18 protein-coding genes and 1 pseudogene are annotated in these 17,993 nt (G+C 60.9%); 8 read left to right on the forward strand and 11 right to left on the reverse strand.

The features are described from left to right. On the forward strand, positions 1-257 hold a 257-nt coding region (locus tag AC1DLB_RS09045), incomplete at its 5' end, for an NAD(P)-dependent oxidoreductase (protein WP_477784893.1). 91 nt (positions 258-348) lie between these two features. Here the strand turns inward: AC1DLB_RS09045 and AC1DLB_RS09050 are convergent. Further along, on the reverse strand, positions 349-942 hold the full coding sequence (locus AC1DLB_RS09050) for a nitroreductase family protein (protein WP_007942200.1): 594 nt from the start codon (positions 940-942) through the stop codon (positions 349-351). A gap of 274 nt (positions 943-1,216) precedes the next feature. On the opposite strand from AC1DLB_RS09050, the gene AC1DLB_RS09055 reads away from it, so the two are divergent. Continuing rightward, complete coding sequence (locus AC1DLB_RS09055) at positions 1,217-1,666, forward strand: YcgN family cysteine cluster protein (RefSeq protein WP_477784894.1); 450 nt, start codon at positions 1,217-1,219, stop codon at positions 1,664-1,666. A 159-nt stretch (positions 1,667-1,825) separates the two neighbouring features. Beyond that, a complete protein-coding gene (locus AC1DLB_RS09060; RefSeq protein ID WP_086944844.1) occupies positions 1,826-3,055 on the forward strand; it encodes a hypothetical protein in 1,230 nt (409 codons plus the stop codon). Positions 3,056-3,116: 61 nt separating this feature from the next. Here AC1DLB_RS09060 and AC1DLB_RS09065 read toward each other — a convergent pair whose 3' ends face one another. From AC1DLB_RS09065 to AC1DLB_RS09080, 4 genes are all read right to left on the reverse strand, one after another. Next, positions 3,117-3,494 (reverse strand): YgaP family membrane protein, encoded by a 378-nt coding sequence (locus tag AC1DLB_RS09065; protein ID WP_018926761.1) that lies wholly within the window; start codon positions 3,492-3,494, stop codon positions 3,117-3,119. Between the two features lie 80 nt (positions 3,495-3,574). After that, entirely contained in the window at positions 3,575-4,045 is a 471-nt protein-coding gene (locus AC1DLB_RS09070) for an RNA methyltransferase (RefSeq protein ID WP_007942196.1), read from the reverse strand. A 190-nt stretch (positions 4,046-4,235) separates the two neighbouring features. Then, positions 4,236-4,610: a YajD family HNH nuclease gene (locus AC1DLB_RS09075; protein ID WP_007942195.1), complete on the reverse strand. Its 375-nt coding sequence runs from the start codon at positions 4,608-4,610 to the stop codon at positions 4,236-4,238. 48 nt (positions 4,611-4,658) lie between these two features. Further along, positions 4,659-5,345, reverse strand: a complete 687-nt coding sequence (locus AC1DLB_RS09080) for a spermidine synthase (protein ID WP_477784895.1) — start codon at positions 5,343-5,345, stop codon at positions 4,659-4,661. A gap of 95 nt (positions 5,346-5,440) precedes the next feature. Between AC1DLB_RS09080 and AC1DLB_RS09085 the strand changes: the two genes are divergently transcribed. Continuing rightward, positions 5,441-5,725, forward strand: coding sequence for a hypothetical protein (locus tag AC1DLB_RS09085; protein WP_477743397.1), 285 nt, complete (start codon positions 5,441-5,443; stop codon positions 5,723-5,725). 3 nt (positions 5,726-5,728) lie between these two features. Here AC1DLB_RS09085 and AC1DLB_RS09090 read toward each other — a convergent pair whose 3' ends face one another. Together AC1DLB_RS09090 and AC1DLB_RS09095 are read right to left on the reverse strand one after the other, a co-directional pair. Continuing rightward, on the reverse strand, positions 5,729-6,202 hold the full coding sequence (locus AC1DLB_RS09090; RefSeq protein ID WP_018926758.1) for a cyclic nucleotide-binding domain-containing protein: 474 nt from the start codon (positions 6,200-6,202) through the stop codon (positions 5,729-5,731). 86 nt (positions 6,203-6,288) lie between these two features. Next, entirely contained in the window at positions 6,289-8,343 is a 2,055-nt protein-coding gene (locus AC1DLB_RS09095) for a S9 family peptidase (RefSeq protein WP_064619681.1), read from the reverse strand. A 102-nt stretch (positions 8,344-8,445) separates the two neighbouring features. Between AC1DLB_RS09095 and AC1DLB_RS09100 the strand changes: the two genes are divergently transcribed. The 3 genes from AC1DLB_RS09100 to AC1DLB_RS09110 are packed head-to-tail and all read left to right on the forward strand — an operon-like array spanning position 8,446 to position 10,309. Next, positions 8,446-8,943, forward strand: coding sequence for an MFS transporter (locus AC1DLB_RS09100; RefSeq protein WP_477743398.1), 498 nt, complete (start codon positions 8,446-8,448; stop codon positions 8,941-8,943). A 32-nt stretch (positions 8,944-8,975) separates the two neighbouring features. After that, entirely contained in the window at positions 8,976-9,752 is a 777-nt protein-coding gene (locus tag AC1DLB_RS09105) for a class II glutamine amidotransferase (protein WP_477784896.1), read from the forward strand. A gap of 14 nt (positions 9,753-9,766) precedes the next feature. Beyond that, entirely contained in the window at positions 9,767-10,309 is a 543-nt protein-coding gene (locus AC1DLB_RS09110; protein WP_138866160.1) for a DUF2937 family protein, read from the forward strand. A gap of 63 nt (positions 10,310-10,372) precedes the next feature. Here the strand turns inward: AC1DLB_RS09110 and AC1DLB_RS09115 are convergent. From AC1DLB_RS09115 to AC1DLB_RS09130, 4 genes and pseudogenes are all read right to left on the reverse strand, one after another. Continuing rightward, positions 10,373-12,332 (reverse strand): annotated as a pseudogene (locus tag AC1DLB_RS09115) (TonB-dependent receptor). 13 nt (positions 12,333-12,345) lie between these two features. Beyond that, positions 12,346-13,557, reverse strand: a complete 1,212-nt coding sequence (locus AC1DLB_RS09120; protein ID WP_064619677.1) for an MFS transporter — start codon at positions 13,555-13,557, stop codon at positions 12,346-12,348. Further along, entirely contained in the window at positions 13,547-15,469 is a 1,923-nt protein-coding gene (locus AC1DLB_RS09125; RefSeq protein ID WP_111454866.1) for an IucA/IucC family protein, read from the reverse strand. The genes AC1DLB_RS09120 and AC1DLB_RS09125 overlap by 11 nt, the downstream gene beginning before the upstream one ends. A 109-nt stretch (positions 15,470-15,578) precedes the next feature. Continuing rightward, positions 15,579-16,508: a LysR family transcriptional regulator gene (locus tag AC1DLB_RS09130; RefSeq protein ID WP_086944846.1), complete on the reverse strand. Its 930-nt coding sequence runs from the start codon at positions 16,506-16,508 to the stop codon at positions 15,579-15,581. A gap of 160 nt (positions 16,509-16,668) precedes the next feature. Here AC1DLB_RS09130 and AC1DLB_RS09135 point away from each other — a divergent pair, with 160 nt between their 5' ends. After that, the gene (locus AC1DLB_RS09135; RefSeq protein ID WP_086944847.1) at positions 16,669-17,955 is read left to right on the forward strand and encodes an MFS transporter; all 1,287 of its coding nucleotides are present in this window, start codon (positions 16,669-16,671) and stop codon (positions 17,953-17,955) included. The last annotated feature ends 38 nt before the right edge of the window (positions 17,956-17,993 follow it).

A 17,993-nucleotide genomic window follows, 5' to 3' on the forward strand; every position in this document is an offset into this window, starting at 1 on the left:
GCGTTGCGGTGGTCGATGCGGATCTGGTGGAAGCCTTGAAGGAAGGGCATCTGGCCGGGGCTGTGATCGACGTCTGCCGTCAGGAACCACTGCCGCAACGTCATCCGTTCTGGACCGCGTGGGGCCTGCTGCTGACCGGCCACAGCTCGGCACCGACTTCGCCACCGGCGATGGTGAAGCTGTTTGTCGAGAACCTGCGGGCGTATCAGGCGGGTGAAGCGTTGCGTGGGGAAGTGGATTTCGCGCGCGGGTATTGAGGCGCAGCTGAAAAGGTCGCAGCCTGCGGCAGCTCCTACAGGGCTTTGTGAACACCTGTAGGGAGCTGCCGCAGGCTGCGACCTTTTGTTTTTACAGGGTGAAATTACCTTCAGCCGCCAACTCGCTCAGCGGACGACGCGGGCTTGGCTCTTCACGTGCTTGCAGGTACTCGGCCAGTGTCGCCTTGTCGCCCAGCTTGCCGATCGCCACGGCGGCGTGCAGCGCGTAGCCTTCAGGAATGTTCAGCTCCTTGCGGGTCAGCTCCTGATCGAAACCGGCCATGCCGTGGGTGTGCCAGCCGCTGATGCTCGCTTGCAACGCCAGGTGGCCCCAGGCGGAACCTGTGTCGAAGGTGTGCCACAGCGCCGGGGTTTCTTCGCTGGCGCCAGGTGCCACGAAGGTGGTTTTCGAGATCACGATCACCAGTGCCGAGGCGTGCTGCGCCCAGCTGCGGTTGAACTCGTTCAGCAGGCCCAGGTAACGCTCCCAGTTCGGCGTGTCGCGACGCGCATAGAGAAACCGCCAAGGCTGCGAGTTGTACGCCGATGGTGCCCAGCGGGCGGCTTCGAAGAAGCTCAGCAGGGTCTCTTCGGGAATGGTTTCACCGGTGAAGGCGCGGGGCGACCAGCGATCGGTGAACTGAGGGTGAATGGCGTAATCGGCAACGCGTGGATTAGCACTCATCAAGAGATTCCTTTACGTTTGAAAGTGGGGGTCGTCGAAAAACCGGCGGGTACAGTTGAGCTGAGCGCCAGTTTTTTTGAGCCAGCAGTTCACCTGAATGCAACGCGGTTGAGCGTTAATGGCACTTGGGGAGGGCTCCTTGCGACTGGCAAAGCTACTGGGTGGCGCAAAAACTGACAAGTGCCGTCGTACCGGCAGTCGCCAATGCTTGGCCCGCCGATGCCTTGGCACTAGACTGGCGGCCTTTTCACCACCTGATGTTGATGCTTGAGCCATGGCCGCCAAAGTCGAACCGTTCTGGATACGCAAAACCCTCGATCAACTCGATCAAGAGGAATGGGAATCGCTGTGCGACGGCTGTGGCCTGTGCTGCCTGCAAAAGCTCGAKGATGAAGACGACAACGCCGTCTACTACACGCGTATCGCCTGCAAACTGCTGGACCTCAAAACCTGTCAGTGCACCGATTACCCCAACCGTCGCGACTTTGTCCCCGATTGCATCCAGCTCACGCCGGGCAAGGCCGATGAGTTCAAATGGTTGCCGCCGACCTGCGGTTATCGACTGGTCAGCGAAGGCAAGGACCTGCCGCTCTGGCATCACCTGGTATGCGGTGATCGTGATGCGGTGCATCACGAACGTATTTCCCAGTCCGGGCGCATGCTCGCCGAAGGCAGCGTGGCCGAAGACGATTGGGAAGATCATCTGATTTTTCGCGCGGGTTAATTCCCGATGCCATTTAGTCTGTGGCGAGGGAGCTTGCTCCCGCTTGACCGGGCTGGCGCTCCAGTGCGCAGCACTCACAAAATCGGCGGTGATCACAAGAATTTTGGGCCGCTACGCAGCCCGGCGCGAGCAAGCTCGCTCGCCACAATAGGAGTGTGTATGGCGGTGGGAGTGCTCCGGGCGTTGGCTGTCGGGCTGCTGGCCCTGAGTTCGCCCGTGTGGGCGGCGAAGAAAGTCGATCTGGATTATCACGTACGCCTGTTGCCGCAAAGCGATCAGGCCGAAGTGCGCCTGACCCTGGCCCAAGGCTCGGCGGTGCGCAGTCTGGATTTCGACTTGGGCGATGGCAGTCACTACAGTGATTTCAAGGCCGACGGCCAATGGCAGCTCACACCGGGCACGCAGGTCCGTGGTGTCTGGCGCCCGGCCGCCGACAAGGCCAGCCTGACCTACCGCGTGCGCATCAGCCACGGGCGCAAGAGCGGCAGCTTCGATACACGCATGACGCCAACGTGGGCGCTGATGCGTGGCGATGACCTGGTGCCCGCGGCGAAACTCGATCAGCAGGACGGTATCGAGTTGGTGTCACGCCTGGAATTCGAATTGCCCACCGGTTGGAAAAGCGTCGAAACCGCCTGGCCGCGGATCGGCAAAAACAAGTTCCGCATCGATAACGTCTCGCGCCTGTTCGACCGTCCCACTGGCTGGATGCTCGCCGGTAACCTCGGCAGCCGTCGCACGCGGTTGGGGGAAACCGAAGTCACCGTGGCCTCGCCCCAAGGCCAGGGGATGCGCCGCATGGATGTGCTGACGCTGCTGACGTTCGTGTGGCCGCAAGTGCAGGAAGTTTTTCCGCGTCACCCCAGCAAATTGCTGATCGTCGGCGCCAATGACCCGATGTGGCGTGGCAGCCTGGCCGCGCGGGAATCGATCTATCTCAATAGCCGCCTGCCGCTGGTCAGCGAAAGCGGCACCAGTACCTTGATGCGTGAATTGGCTCAGGTGTTCGGGCGGATCAACGACAGCCAGCGTAGCGGCTGGATCAGCGAAGGGTTTGCCGAGTATTACGCCATCGAACTGGTGCGCCGTGCGGGCGGCATGAGTGATGAGCGGTATGAGAGCCTGCAGAGCAAGTTGGCCAAGGCCAGCCAGAAGGTCACCACCTTGCGCGGGGAGCAGATCAACCCGGCGCAGGTGGCCAAAGCGGTGGTGTTGCTGCAGGAACTGGATCGCGAGATTCGCCTGAAGACCCGCAACAAGCGTTCGCTGGATGATGTATTGCGTGGGGCGATGCGTTTGGAGAGTGTCGATACCAAGGAATTCGTTCAGCTCAGTGAGAGCGTTATTGGCGAGTCTTCCAAGGTGCTTGATACCGGGTTGCTTCAGTAATACCGCCTTCGCGGGCAAGTCGGGTCGCGAAGAGGCCCTGAGCCTCACCGCAAATGCCGGATCAAACCCCGGCTTTCGGCGACTTCAAAGAATCATTCCCGGTCACGGTGGCGGTTTTGGTCGCCGCCTCGGCATTGGCCTTCAACCGACTCAACTCTTCCCCGGCACGCTCAATCCTGGCTCGAGCGTTAACCATGTCCTGACGGCTCTTTTCCAGAAAGCTTTTCGCCGAACTGTGCCCGGTAATACCCCGCGCCATCGCTACGCCGCCAATGGCCACTTGAATCAACCCGAACACACCACCGCGCCGCAGGCCTTTGCCGACCATCACCACGCCGCCGGCCAGGGAACCGATGCGCTCCCAACCCTGGACGTTCTGCGCGGGCTGAGTCTGGAACGGGGTGGATTCGATGCGCTCTACGCGTTTGAGGTCGCTCATGATCTGTCTCCAGGCTTCAAGAATGGATAATTAAGCTGACTGCCGAGGCGGTCGGCTCGTTCCATCGGATGTGCGGTGATTCAGCGGAATTTCGGGCCTGAGCGGGTGTTGTTGCCCTTGGCCATGCGGTCGTACAGCACCACGTTGACCGTGGCCGCCAGGTTCATGCAGCCGGTGGTCGGGATATAGACCACGTCTTCGCACCAGTCGCGGATCTCTTTATCCAGTGAACCGTCTTCGGGGCCGAAGATGTAGAGGGCGCGATCCGGGTGCGTGTATTCCGGCAGCGAGCGGGCGCCGTCGACCAGTTCTACCGCGACCGGTACACAGCCCAACGGCAGGATTTTCTTCAGGTCATCGATGCCGATCAGCGGAATGTCGTAGTGGACTTTCTTGGTGTCGGTGACGAAGTCGGCGGCGCGCTCATAGCGCTTGCCGGTGTAAAACACCGACGCCACGCCATAGCAACCGGCGGCGCGCATCACCGAACCGACGTTCTCCGGTGATTTGGGGTTATACAAACCAATGCAGCTGTACCGTTTGTCTGCCACGAGCGGGGTGCCTTCGGGAAAAAAGCGCGATTATACGGGGATTGGGGGAGGGGTGTTCAGTTTGGAGATGATCGTACCCACGCGCTGCGTCGGAATGCCGCCAGGGACGCTCCGCGTTCCGCTTTCGAATGTGACGCAGAGCGTCACGGGATGCATTCCCACGCAGAGCGTGGGAACGATCAGCAGACCTTCAGTCTTCTTTCTTCATCAGTCCGGCCAACGCCGCAAACGGGTTATGCGTCGCCTTGGCAATCTTTGGCGTACTCAGCGAGCCTTCGTCGAAATACTGCTGATCGGTGTAACGCGAATGCTCGTTGTCATGGCAATACAGGCACAACAGCTCCCAGTTCGAGCCGTCCTGCGGGTTGTTGTCGTGGTTGTGGTCGCGGTGGTGCACGGTCAGTTCGCTCAGGCGTTTGCCGGAGAACTCACGGGCGCAGCGGCCGCACACGTGCGGGTACATCTTCAGGGCCTTGTCGCGGTAACCCATTTCCTTGTCGCGCTGGTTGTCGGCGAGGATGCGGTCCAACTTTGAGGTGTTGGTTGGAGGCGTTGACGAACTCATGGGTCACCTTTGTAAAAGACTAATGACGGTTATGTGTTGAAGTTTAGCCTAGCCCTTGAGCTTCTCGGCAATCYAGATGGTGTGGCGGGTGCCTTTGTTGCCGTGGGCGAAGACCTGCACTTCTTCGGCCTTGAAGCCGGCCTTTTTCAGCTTGTCGGAAAACTGCCGGTCAGCGCTGGCCGACCATACCGCCAGCACGCCCTTGGGTCGCAGGGCCTTGGCGCAGGCGCTCAGGCCACCGGCGGAGTAGAGCCAGCTATTGGCTTTCTGGGTCAGGCCTTCGGGACCGTTGTCGACGTCGAGCATGATTGCGTCGAAACCCTGCGGCTCGGCTTGCAGCACCTTGGCCACGTCTTCCATGCGGATCACCGTACGCGGGTCGAGCAATGGGTTGCCGGCTTTTTCCCCCAACGGCCCACGGTTCCACTCCACCACGCCGGGCACCAGTTCGGCGACCACCACTTCAGCGGTCTTGCCCAAATGCTTGAGCGCCGAGGCGAGGGTGAAGCCCATGCCCAGGCCGCCGATCAATACCCGCGAATTCGGCCGGCCGGCGACCTTGCGGCAGGGGATTTGCGCCAGGGCATCTTCGGAGCCGTGCATGCGGGTGTTCATCAACTGCCCGCCATCGCCGCCCTGAATCTTGATGACGAAGTCCTCGCCGTATTCGAACAGGCACAGGGCACCGCCGTTTTCAGGAATGGGGGTGGTGTCGAGCAGAACGAAACGTTTCATGGGGCTCTCTTGGGGAGAAATGGACAGACGGAAGAAGGCAAACGAACGCGGTTGGGAGTAGCCTGCAATTGACTACAAGGCCAACGGAGCCATTGATGAAGCGCACCATTCTAACGGTCATTGCCCTGGCCGCGCTCTCGATAACTGCAGTGCAGGCCCAGGAGCAGCAAACCATCCCCACCGGCCCCACGCCGATACCCGGTTCGCCCGGCACTGCCACGCCGACKCCGTACCCGCAGATTACCCCGACCACAGTGCCCAAGACCGGCAACGGTGGGCCACCGTTGTTGCCGCCGATCGAAATGCCCAACCCGCCCAAGGACCAGACCTTGCCGGGCCTTGAGCCGAGCACGACGAAAATCAAAACGCCGGGCGGATAGTGTCTAAATCTGCTGCGAGAGCAGTTGCCCGTCGGCCATGCGCAAGCGTTTGGAGAGGGAGACGGCGAGGGCGCGGATGATCTTGGCGGCGATTTTCGGCGCTTCGTTGAGCATCTTTTCCAGGGAGTCCTTGCCCAGGTTGAGCAACTGGCAGTTGCTCGCGGCCACACAACTGGCTGAGCGCCGTTCGCCGTCGAGCACGGCCATTTCGCCGAACGCCCGACCGCTGCGCAAGGTGGCCATGGTCACCGGTTGCCCTTCGCTGTTGGTCTTCTGCACCGCAACCTGGCCGGTGTGGATGATGCACATGAAACTGCCGGCATCGCCCTCATGGAAGATCTCTTCGCCTTCGGCGATGGTGCTGATGCTGAAGTAACCTGAAGCCGCCACGAAGTCGGCCGGCAGCAGTTGATCGAACAGGCCGCAGTCCATCAGCCAGTCGCGAATTTCTTTGTTCAGTAAGGTCGGTTCTGACATGTCGTCACGGTCTTTTTCTTGTGTCTGTTGCTGTTCCAGGCGCGCCCGGCGTCTGGTGTTAAGACCGGGACGCCGGGCCAAGTTCCTCAGGCAATGCCCAAAACCTTCAAAACAAATGCGTATTCGAGGGCTACGTCACGTAATCCCTGGTAGCGACCGCTCATCCCGCCATGCCCGGCGCCCAATTCAGTCTTGAGCAGCAGGGGATTGGTGTCGGTTTTGGTCGCGCGCAATTTCGCCACCCACTTGGCCGCTTCCCAGTACTGCACGCGACTGTCGTTGTAGCCGGCGATCACCAGCGTTGCCGGATAGGCTTGCGCGGTGACGTTTTCATACGGGGCGTAGGCCTTGATCCGATCATAGACGTCTGGCTCTTGCGGGTTGCCCCATTCGTCGTATTCGGTGACGGTCAGCGGCAACTCCGGGTCGAGCATGGTGTTGAGCACGTCGACGAACGGCACTTCGGCTATTGCCGCACCGAACAGCTCCGGCCGCTGATTGAGCACCGCGCCGATCAGCAGGCCACCGGCGCTGCCGCCACTGATTGCCAGCTGCGATGAGGTGGTGAAACCGTTGGCGATCAGGTGTTCGGCGCAGGCGATGAAGTCGCTGAAAGTGTTGTGCTTGTGTTCCTGCTTGCCGGCGCGATACCAGGCTTCACCCAATTCACCGCCGCCGCGAACATGCGCGATGGCAAACGCCATGCCGCGATCCAGCAGGCTCAGGCGGGCGTGGGAGAACCACGGGTCGAGGCTTTCGCCGTAAGCGCCATATCCGTACAGATAAAGTGGCGTCGGTTTACCGAGGAATTCGCGTTTGACCACCAGGCTGATCGGCACTTGTGTACCGTCCGGCGCCGTCGCCCAAAGCCGCTGGCTGACGTACGCGTCGGCGTCGAACGGGCCGAGCACCGGGGTTTCCTTGAGGACTTTCTGCTCGCCGGTGGCCAGGATCAGTTGACGGATTTGCGCCGGACGGTTCAAAGCCTCGTAGCGCAGACGGATTCTGTCGCTGACAAATTCCAGGCTGTTCTGCACATGCAGGCTGTAGGCCGCGTCCGGTAATTGCACGCGATACGGCGCCAGGCCTTGTGGGCGGACTTCAATGATCGGCAGGCCGCCTTCACGCAGGCTCAAGGTCATGGCCTCGGCGTTCAGGCTCATGCCATCGATCATCACCGCGTCGCTGTGGGGGATCAGGTTCTGCCAGTCGGCTTCGGTCGGCGCGACGCCGGTGTCGGCGGCCTGGTACAGGGCGAAGTTGATGCCGTCGCGGTTGGTGCGGATCAACCACGTCCACTCGCCATCGAGTTTGCCGTGGTCGACATCGTACTCATGGTCTTCGACCCGTGGTGCCAGGCAGGTAAAGGCCTGATGGGGCAGCGAGGCGTCGAGCACCCAGACTTCGCTGGTGGTCTTGCTGCCCAGCGACAGCAGCAATTGCCGTTCGGAACTTGAGCGGTAGCAATGCAGGAAGAATCGGCCGTCCGGTTCATGGAACACTTCTTCGGCGGCGGTGCCGTCCAGCCGATAGCGGAACAGTTTGTGCGGGCGATGGGTGTCGTCGAGTTCACCGAAGAACAGCGTCAGGCTGTCATTGGCCCAGGTCATGCTGCCGTCGCAGTCCTGRAATTCCAGTTCGCTGACGCGGCCGCTGGACAACTCCTTCACGAACAGCGTGTAAACCTCCTCGCCACTGGAATCGATGCTGTAGGCCAGGCGCTGGTGGTCCGGGCTGACGCTGAACGCGCCCAGGGAAAAGAAACCGCCCTTGGCCAGCACGTTCGGATCGAGTAGCAGGAGTTCCTGGCTTTCGTCGATGTGCAGGCTGCCATCGGTCGGAAGTGGGCAGCGGTAATGACGGGCGTATTCGTCGCCGGCCGTGGTGCGGGTGTAATACAGGTACGGGCCCCAGGGCGAGGGCAGCGACAGATCGGTTTCGAGAATCCGCCCCTTGATCTCTTCGAACAGGATTTCGCGCAGCCCGGCCTGATCGGCGGTTTGCGCCTCCTGATAGCGGTTTTCAGCTTTCAAGTAATCGAGCACTGCGTCGGTGTCGCGCTCCTGCAGCCAGGCATACGGGTCATCGCCGTCGGCCTTGTGGGCAATGGGCGCGTCGGAAACGTTGGCGGATAGGGGCATGAAGGACTCTCGAACGTTGTACGAAATTGGGGGATCGCAGACGGCGGGGCAGCCTGAAGTGCGAAAAGTCGTTACTATAAGCGCCTCTTTGCCTGCCTTGCCATGGACACCATGACCGAGAACGACTATCTGATCGCTTGGGGCCTCTACGCCTTTGCCGCTTTAGGCTGCCTGTTGGTGTGGATGCGCATCACCCGCTGGATGTGGCGTTGGCTGCGTGAGCCGCTGCGGCTGCTGATGGCAGTGTCGCTGTTCAGCCCGACCATCATTGACCCGGTGAAGGARAAGGTCGCCCCGGCCATTGCCATTACTGTGCTGGATCTGCTGTTCAAGGTCGGCAACAACGCCTGGCGGGCGATTTCCGACCTGTTCATGTACAGCATGATTGCCTTCGGCCTTTACCTGGTTCTCGTGGCGATCCGTTTCCCCATCGAGCGCGCGTCCAAGGCTCGCAAGGAGCGGGCAGAGGCGGCCAAGGCTGCGGCGCGCACCGACGAACCCGAAGGCGATCAACCGTTCGGCGGTGCCGGCGATGATCGTTACGGTCGGCCACCGGTGCCGAGCAACCCGCAGCGACTGCGGGTCGAGCCGCGTCTGTAACTGTGCCCCTGCATTGAATCGAGAGTCCGAGCATGTGTGAGTTATTGGGCATGAGCGCCAATGTCCCGACCGATATCGTGTTCAGCTTCACCGGGCTGATGCAGCGCGGCGGCCGCACCGGACCGCACCGTGACGGTTGGGGCATCGCTTTCTATGAAGGCCGTGGCCTGCGCCTGTTCCAGGACCCGGCGGCGAGCAGCGAGTCGGAAGTGGYGAACCTGGTGCAGCGCTATCCGATCAAGAGCGAAGTGGTGATCGGCCACATCCGCCAGGCCAATGTCGGCAAGGTCTGCCTGTCCAACACCCATCCGTTTGTGCGCGAGTTGTGGGGCCGCAACTGGTGTTTCGCCCACAATGGCCAGTTGGCCGACTTCAACCCGACCGCCAGTTTCTACCGCCCCGTCGGCGATACCGACAGCGAAGCGGCGTTCTGCGACTTGCTCAACCGGGTACGCGCTGCATTCCCTGAGCCGGTAGAGATCGAAGAACTGCTGCCGGACCTGGTGGCCGCTTGCGCCGAGTACCGCAGCAAAGGCGTGTTCAACTGCTTGCTCAGCGACGGCGACTGGCTGTTCTGCTACTGCTCGACCAAACTGGCGCAAATCACTCGCCGTGCCCCGTTCGGCCCGGCACGCTTGAAGGACGTCGATGTGATCGTCGACTTCCAGGCTGAAACCACGCCCAACGACGTGGTTACAGTGATCGCCACCGAACCCTTGACCGAAAACGAAACCTGGACCCGCTACGAACCGGGCCAATGGAGCCTCTGGCGACGCGGTGAATGCGTCAGCCAGGGCAATACCGAATAAGGATCTCTCCCCCCATGTTGCTCAGTTATCTACGGCTGGTGTTGTTTGCGGCAGGCCTGTTGATCGGCGTCCAGGTGCCTGGGTTCATCAGTGACTATGCCAAGCGGGTCGAAGCGCATCTGATCGAGGCGCAGAGCGGTTTGAGCGGTTTTCAGGGCACTGCCGATCAGTTTTTCAAGGGCGACATGCAGGCGTTGGTGGCCCATTACCGTGCCAGCGAAGACCCGATCTTTCGCAGCGATGCCGACAGCCTGAGCGCCTTGCTCACCCGTCAACTGGCCCTCGACAAGCAATTCCAGGCCATGCAGGGCCCGTGGTACATCCGCTTCCTGCAAGTGGTGCTGGCGGCCGACCCGGATATTCGCAAGGAAACCTGGAACGGCTACAGCTACCAGATCCTGCTGACGCCGGAAGCGATGATCTGGGGCATGAGCGGCGCGTTGCTGCTGTCGTTCGGCATTGAATGCCTGTTCCGACTGATCGACTGGGTGGTGCTGGGCGGCAAGCGCCTGCGCCAGAGCCGGCCGATCGAAGAGCGGGATTTGCGCGGGTTGTAACACTGGAGCCGACTTGCCGGCGATTGCCGCGAGATCGCATCGCTGGCAAGCCGGCTCCTGTTTTTACCAATCGACCGAGTAGCTCATGCTCAGCGTGCGGCCTTCGGCATTGGCGTACGGCGCTCTGGCGTTGGCTTGGGTGAACAGGTTCTGGTACGTGCGATTGGTCAGGTTGTACACGCCGCCTTCAAGACGACCGACCGGCAGTTGCACGGAGCCGAGCAGGTCCACCAGCGTATAACCTTCGATGTCGCGTCCATTGTCGTCCTTGGCGGCGGCATCGTAATTGGCCAAACGCATGCCTTGCAGGCGAAGCGTGTAGTCGTCTTCGGTGTAGCCGACGAACAGTGTGGTCTTGGCGGGTGAGATGCGTGTGGCCGGCAGATCGATCCATTTGCCGTTCTGCTCGGTCTCGCCTTTGGCCCAGGCATAAGTGCCACCCACCGACCAGTGATCGGTCGCGCGGTAGGTCAGGCTGTTTTCGATGCCGCGAACTCGCTCTTTCTGGTTGATCAGGCGCAATACTCGATCATTGGCATCGTAGAACTGGGTCACGTCCGAGGTGTTTTCGTACACGGTGACGTCGGCCTGCCACTGGTCCCAGTTGCCACGCCAGCCCAACTCGTAACTGTCGACCTTGATGGCCTGGGCGTTAAGACTCTGGATGTCGAAGGTGCTGCTGACGTCACGCATGAAGCGCTGGATATCCGGCAGCGAAAACCCCTGGCTGTAATTGGCGAAGACGTCCTGGTTTTCACTCAGGTGGTAGACCGCCCCCAGGTTGTACAGCGTGGCGTCGTATTTGAGGGTGTCACCGGGCAGCGTCCGGGCCCAGCTCGTAGGTGGTGCCGGTCTTGGTGTAGTTCAGGCCATTGAGCGTGTATTGATCACCTCGTTGACGGGAGCGCTCATTGTCATAGTCGGCGCCCCAGACCAGATTGCCCGTGGCGCTTCCGATCGCCGGCAGCGGCGTGTCGATGGCCGCGCGCAGGCCGTAGACGTCCTGCACACTGTTGTTGTTGGAGATCCCGGCTCTGCCTCGCGACAGGTCTGGAAAGAACAGTGCATCGGCGCGGCGCCAGTAGCTTTCCAGTTGCAGGCCCTGACCGTAGAAGTCCTTGTCGGTGTAGTTGAGATTGACCGCCTGGTTATGGGTATAGGGTTGGTCGTCGAGTTTCAGCCCTTTGACGGCCACCGCTTGCTGCGAGTTTTTCGGGTCTTTGGTGTAGCCGGTGTCCTGCTGGTCCTTGTAGTCCTGCAGCGACAGGCTGATTTTCTTGTCGGCATCCAGTTCGTAACCGAAACGACCTTGCAGGTCATAGGTTTCGGTGTCCATGTTGCTGCCCTGGGAGGTGTCCTGGGGGATGCGGTTGCCGTTGYCGTCGAACTGGTCGTTGCGCTGGGTCAGGTCGGCGGACACATACCAGTCCAACGCATCCTTGCGCCCGGTGGCACTCTGGAAAGCTTCGTAGGCGAAGCCTTTTCTATTGAGGTTGTTACCGCTGGTCAGGCCCAGTTTGCTGCTGTAGGCAATGTCCTGGCCCTGATTGCGCTTGGTGATGATGTTGATGATGCCGCCTGAAGCACCGGCCCCGTAAATGCTGCTGGCGCCGGAGATCACTTCGATGCGTTCGATGCTGGCCGGGGCGATGCTGTTGAGCTGGCGGAAGTTGTCACGCGTGGCGTTCTGCGATACGCCGTCGATCAACACCAGCATGTTACGCCCGCGCAGGGTCTGGCCGAAGTTGCTCATCCCGCCGCTCGATGGCGCAATACCCGGGACCAATTGCCCGAGGATGTCGGAGACCCGGCGACCCGCGCCGCTCTGCTCACGGACTTGCTGCTCGTCGATCACCTGGACCGAGCCCGGAATCGAAGCGATGCTCGCTTCGCTGCGAGTCGCGGACACGACGGTGGCTTGCATGTTCAAGGTGCCGGGCTGCTGTTCGGTGTCCTCGGCCCAGGCCTGGGCGCTGAAGGTGCCAAGTAGCGGGATCAGCAGGGAGAGTTTGGTTCGGGTCATGACGTGGTCTTTTTTAGTTGTGATAAGTGTGGGGCGATAAGGTCGAGCGGTCAGGCGTGGCGTTGAACGACCGCACCCAGCGGATGCCGATGGCGGCTATGGCGTAGGTCAGCGCCACCAGCCAGAAACTGTGGGCCAGGCCCACCAGGCCCATGCCGATGCCGCCAAGGACGACACCGAGCAGAGCACCAGCCTTYGCCGCGCTGTTACCGAGGCCGAGCGCGAAGCCCTGCTGGGTGATGGAAACGGTGTTGGCGATCAGGGCATAGGCGACGGGCAGCAGGGCGCCTTGCCAGATGCCCCAGACGAGTCGGCTGACGAGAAAGCCCAGCCATTCATTGGCCAATGCCGTGGCCGCCAGCGTCAGGGCACATAACCAGGCCACGCCTTCGATTACGCGCAAGGTGTAGGCCGGCTGCCAGCGGTCGAACAGGCGTCCCCACAGCGGGGCGGAAATGGCCAGGGTCGCGGCGCTCGCCGCGTAGGTGGCACCGATCAGCCAGCTTGGGGCATGCAGAATGTTCGCGACATATAGGGCGTAGAACGACTGCGGCATCATCTTCGCCGCCTGAATCAACACGATCACCAACAGGATTCCACTGAGCCAGCCTTTGGGCAGGGCCACCGGCTCAACAGGTTTTTTCTTCGCGGTTCGCGCCTTGTCGGCCGGCAGGAAAAAACTCCCCAGTGCGCACAGCAGGCAAATCACCGTCGCGCCATAACACAGCAAGGCAAACCCCGAGACGTCCATCAGCCAGCCACCCAGCACCGGGCCGATCAACGAGCCGACGGCGGTTGCCGATTGCAGGCGGGCCAGGGTGTGACCCCGTCTGGCACCGTCGCAGCAGGCCAAGGCATAGGCTTGCGCGGCCGCGAGAAAACCGGCCAACGCGCCTTGCATCACGCGAATACCCACCAGCAGCCACGGGTCGAGGGTGATGGCCGCCAAGCCTTGGCACAGCGCGAGGGCCAGCAACGCCCGAACAATCATCGGTTTGTGCCCGGTGCGATCCCCCAATCGGCCCCACAGGGGGGTCAGCAGCATGGCCGCCAGCATCGGGCCGGCATAGACCATCGCCGATAACAGCGCGGTGTAGCCGGCGCCTTCGGGCCCGAGCAGATGCTGGATCTGCAAGGGCCAGAACGGGCCGCTCATTTCCATTGCGCCCATGGAGACAAACTGGATGACGATCAGCAGTCGCAAGGCGCGACCGTCAGCGAGCATGGGTGTTGGGTCGCAGCGGGTTACTCAGGCGTCCGACGATGTCGGCATGACTGTCGAGCAAGCGCATGCGCATGAACGATTTGGCGGGCCAATCCTGTTCCAGCAAGGCCTGGCGCTCGCTTTCCCAGCGTGCCGGTTCAACGCGCTCGCGCAAGCTCTCGAAGCACTGTGCAACGTGCGCTGCCAATCGCTCCCACAGGATATTTTCCGGCACATTCCAGTGGCGGGCACAAAGCAACGTCAGCTCACCGAGGTGGCACATGAAGGTGGTGTGCAGGAGTTTGTCGCGGACAAACCCTGCGTCGTCATACAGGGTCATTTTCGGATCGTGCAGCTGGATATCCAGACCCTTGGCGTGCAGGGTTTTGCGATCGATACGAACGTCGCCGAAATCACGCAACAGCAGCCGATTCAGCTGCCCGTCAGCGCCCATCACCATGAAACTGTTTTGCTGGTGCGCTTCGAACGCCACGCCGTACATCAGATAGATGCCCAGCAGACTTGGTACGGCAATCGACAGGTAATCATCGAAGAACGTCAGCATGGCCTCGCTGTCGTCCCGGCCTTGAGCCAGTCTGACCCAATCACGCAGCAACGGTTGTTCGAATTCGTTGACGGCGAACAGGCTGCCGACCGGCACCGCCAACTCGCCTGCTTGCAGCAGGGTCAGCGGGTTGTCGCGATACAGCACGCCAGCATGCCGGGAGCGTTCGTCATCGGCCGGCAGTGGTGCGTAATGCACGCCGATGCGCTCTGGAACGATGTTCAGCAGGCGTTGAATCTGCGGTTCCTGATCGAGGATATCCAATACCAGTTGGCTGATGCGCGGACCCATCCGGGCCGAGCGCGGCGACACGGTGCGCTGCACGCTGGTCAGGCGCAAAGCCACCGGCAGTTTGACCATCGGTGCCGTGCGACTGGCCTGCGGCAGGACCGTGCGGAAGGACATGGTCGGGTGGCCGGTAAACGCCACGATGTCAGTGACGATCAGCAGGTTGTCGGCGATCTCGTTGGCGAATGAATGTGGCAGCTCTTCATGGGCTTGCCATGGGTGCGACGGCAGCGGGAGGTAGTCCTTTGCGTCCAGGCCCAGCTGCTGCAAATGGCGTTGCAATTGCTCGGCGGCTTGTGGGAAGTGACCTTGCCACCAATCCCAGTAGTCCGTGGTGCCAGCCAGCGCTTCAACATGTGCGTACTGGCGGTGCAGGGCGCACAGCACGATCGGAAAACTCGCTTCGAATTCTGGCGAGAAAGCGATGACCTGAGCGGCGCTCAAGCCCAGTTTGGTCTTGTAGTTCGGGTGCCACGGATGGCCGAGAGTCCCCCACTGTTCGAGCAGCGATGTAGGGTTCTGGTGGCAGGGGCTGGCTTTGAGCCAGGCGAGCAGATTGTCATCGTATCCGGTGTCGATCTGCTCTCTCAGGCGCTCGGTCCATCCGTGGTGAAACGCCAGGCACAGGGTGTCGTTGCTGAAGCTGTCATCCAGCTCCCGGGCCAGACGTTCCAGTACCTGCGGGGAGGCTGGCGGATTGAGCTGAGTGCTGAGGTGAGCGAGCAGTTCGCTGGGCAACTGGATTTTGTGCGGCAGTTTGTCGGGGGTGTGCAGGACGATGCTGCCGCGTACGTCCCAGCTGTTCATTCTGCTGCTGGACAAATGCTCGAAGCAAAGGTGCGCGCCATCGCCAAGCGGCAGCCAGCAGCGGCTAGTGTCGTCGTATTCGCAGGTGTCGGGATCAATCAGCTCTTCACGGAACAGCGCCTGGATCAGGCGTTGGAAACAGCGCTGGGCGGCGGGCTCCAGGGCATTGCTCAAATGATCGAGCGTGATGCGGTGGGACTGGAAAGCCTGAGTACCGAGAGCTTCGCTCCAGTGAGCGAGCAATTGCTGCTGTTGTTGCGTGTAATCGCGCATCAGGTCCGACTCCTTCTGGACAATTGATTCTGAAAGCGCGCAAAGAATACCGTTTTGAAAAATTAATGCAAATGATAGTGGTTCATATTTACACTTAGGAAAATGCCTTTCAGGCTCTGGCCTGCGGTTTGCTCAAGACGATGTAGTGCTCGCCCACTTTCTGCGCATAACACTCCACGACTTGCTGACACAGCGCCACGATTTCTTCGACCCACTCCACACCCACCCGCCACGACACCACCACCGGCAAATTCGCTGGTCGCTGATCGATGGCCAGCAAGGTCAACTCTCCCCGGGCCAATTCCTCGGCCACCAGCACGGGCGACAGTGCGCCTATACCGAAACCGTCCCGCAGCAATCGGGTAATCGCCGACACCGAGTTCACGCAGTTCAGCCGTGGCGCCATGACCCCGTTGGCCTGCATCAGGCTCAAGATGTCCTGGTGCGGACGGGAGTTTTTCGAATAGGTGATGATCCGCTCCCGCGCCAGGTCGGCGACACCTGAATACTCACGGTTGTAGATGGAGTTGCTGGCCACGATCCAGCCCATCGGATGACTGGCCAGCTCCAGGCTGCGCACGCTTTCCTGGCGCAGCAGGTCGGTTTGCAGGATCAGATCGAGAAAGCCTTTTTGCAGCTGATCGCAGAGGTTGAGCGCGGTATCGGCCACCAGCTCGATTTCCACCAGCGGATAGTGATCCATCATCTGTGCCACCAAGGGGCTGAGCCAGGTGTGGATCACCGTGTCCATGACGCCGATCCGCACCCGCCCGGCCTTGCTCGAACGCGTTTCGATCGACTGCTTGAGCGACTGCATCGTGTCCATCATCTGCTCGGCATATTCGAGCACTTTCAGGCCTTCGGGGGTCAGGCTCACGCCGCGGGAGTCGCGCAGAAACAGCTTCACCCCAAGCTCGCTTTCGAGCACGGCGATGCGGCTGGAAATCGACGCCTGGGTGGTGAAGAGCTTGTCCGCCGTCAGGCGAAAACTCTTGAGTCGGGCGACCCAGACAAACGTCTCGAGAAACTTCAGGTTCATGGGGTCAGCTCGTGGATAAAGTTTTTCTTATGTCTAGGGCGGGGTTTTATTAGTTGGACGCAGCGGGGCCAACCGCCCAAAAATCAGGCCATCCGGTTCCCACGATAGGCGTCGTCGGGGCTCAGAACAATACCAATAAAATATGCACGGAGATTTTGCCATGAGTGCGCCCGACACCCTCGATATCCCCAAGTCCACGGCTCGCCCGGGACCTTTTGACTGGTACCGCAACATCAACAAGCAGGAGCGTCGCACGTTCTGGAGCTGCAAGATCGGCTATGGCCTGGACGGCATGGACACCCAGATGCTCAGCTTCGTGGTGCCGACCCTGATTGCCATGTGGGGCATCACCACCGGCCAGGCCGGGCTGATCCACACCAGCACCCTGATCGCCTCGGCTATTGGTGGTTGGGTGGCGGGGATTCTCTCCGACCGCATCGGTCGGGTGCGTACCTTGCAACTGACAGTGCTGTGGTTTGCGTTCTTCACTTTCCTCTGCGGCTTCGCCCAGAACTACGAGCAACTGTTGATCAGCCGCACGTTGATGGGCTTCGGTTTCGGTGGTGAATGGACCGCTGGCGCGGTGCTGATGGGCGAAGTAATTCGCGCCAAGGACCGTGGCAAAGCCGTCGGCATGGTGCAATCGGGTTGGGCATTGGGTTGGGGGCTGACAGCCATTCTGTATGCGCTGCTGTTCTCGGTGTTGCCGCCCGAAGACGCCTGGCGTGCGCTGTTCATTCTTGGCATCGTGCCGGCGATTTTCGTGATCTTCGTCCGTCGCCTGGTCAAGGACCCGGAAATCTACCGCGAAGCCAAAGCCAGGCAAGAGCCAGGCAACCCGGCGAAGTTCTACGAGATTTTCGCCCCCGGCATCCTCTTCACCACGATTCGCGCGTCGATACTGACCACCGGCGCACTCGGCGGTTACTACGCGATCACCTCCTGGCTGCCGACGTTTCTGAAGAACGAGCGGGGCTTGAGCGTACTCGGCACGGGCGGTTATCTGGCGATGGTGATCATCGGGTCTTACGTCGGTTATGTAATCAGCGCGTATCTGACTGACATCCTTGGTCGTAAAAAGAACTTCATTCTGTTTGCCGTCGGCTCGTTCACCATTGTTTTGCTGTACACCCAATTGCCGGTCAGCAACGGCGTGATGCTCTGGCTGGGCTTCCCCTTGGGCTTCTTCGCTTCGGGGATTTTCAGCGGCATGGGTTCGTTTCTGACCGAGTTGTTTCCAACGCGGATTCGCGGCTCGGGCCAGGGTTTTTGCTACAACATCGGTCGGGCACTGGCGGCGTTGTTTCCGCTGCTGATCGGCTTGCTCAGTCAGAAGGTGCCATTGAGCGTGGGAATCGGGGCTTTCGCGGCGGTGTCCTACGGGGTGGTGATCCTGGCGGCGCTCAGCTTGCCGGAAACCTGTGGTAAACAACTCGACGCCGAATAACCGAATGTCCGGTAACTGATAATCTGAGGGGCAGATGC

It is taken from the genome of Pseudomonas sp. 05N434, assembly GCF_056396965.1.